Origin of the sequence: Gilliamella sp. B2887, assembly GCF_026537015.1 — a bacterium.
In the GTDB taxonomy this organism is placed as follows: domain Bacteria; phylum Pseudomonadota; class Gammaproteobacteria; order Enterobacterales; family Orbaceae; genus Gilliamella.
The window spans coordinates 1-540 of the sequence record NZ_JAFNMX010000032.1 but is presented as its reverse complement, the minus strand read 5'-3'; the positions used below and the strand labels follow the sequence as shown (position 1 = coordinate 540).

The window sequence follows — 540 nt, the reverse complement described above, 5'->3', positions numbered from 1 at the left end:
TGTAGTTTAACATTTGAAATATAAACATCATTTAATTTTACCGCGTAAGCTTCGCTATATCTGTACTTTACTTCACTTGTTTTCGTTGTAATCTCATCATCATTGTTATCATTAAAAACAAAAGTAAAATTGTTTGGCGGTAATTTATTATTGAATTTGAAAATAATGCTAGTATCAACAGCTGTATGCCATGTCACCAATTCATTTAATCTACCGTTTTGATAAATAAGTAATTGTTCACCTACCGATTGATTAAATATATTTTTTTCAATTCTGTCACCTTCATTAATCGCACCAAGGTAGACAGCACCAACAAAATTAGGGATCTGCCATACATCATCAACACCATGTTTTAAGTTGTTAAAATACTCAAGGTGCCTATTCTGGTTGATATATAACTTTATATCAGCTGTAACTCTTGGTAAAATCCTGATTTGTAGCCTGTTTTCTTTTCCATTTAGCGATTCAATAACATCGGTTAACCATGCGTAAGTTTCGCTATAATCAGATAATGGCTGCTCTATTAATATTTTTTTCATA

1 protein-coding gene is annotated in these 540 nt (G+C 30.7%); it reads right to left on the bottom strand.

Annotated features, from left to right (window positions below; all coding sequences use genetic code 11):
• Positions 1–540, bottom strand: a 540-nt coding sequence (locus J3U13_RS11375; RefSeq protein WP_267342173.1) for a hypothetical protein, incomplete at both ends; no start/stop codon positions are given.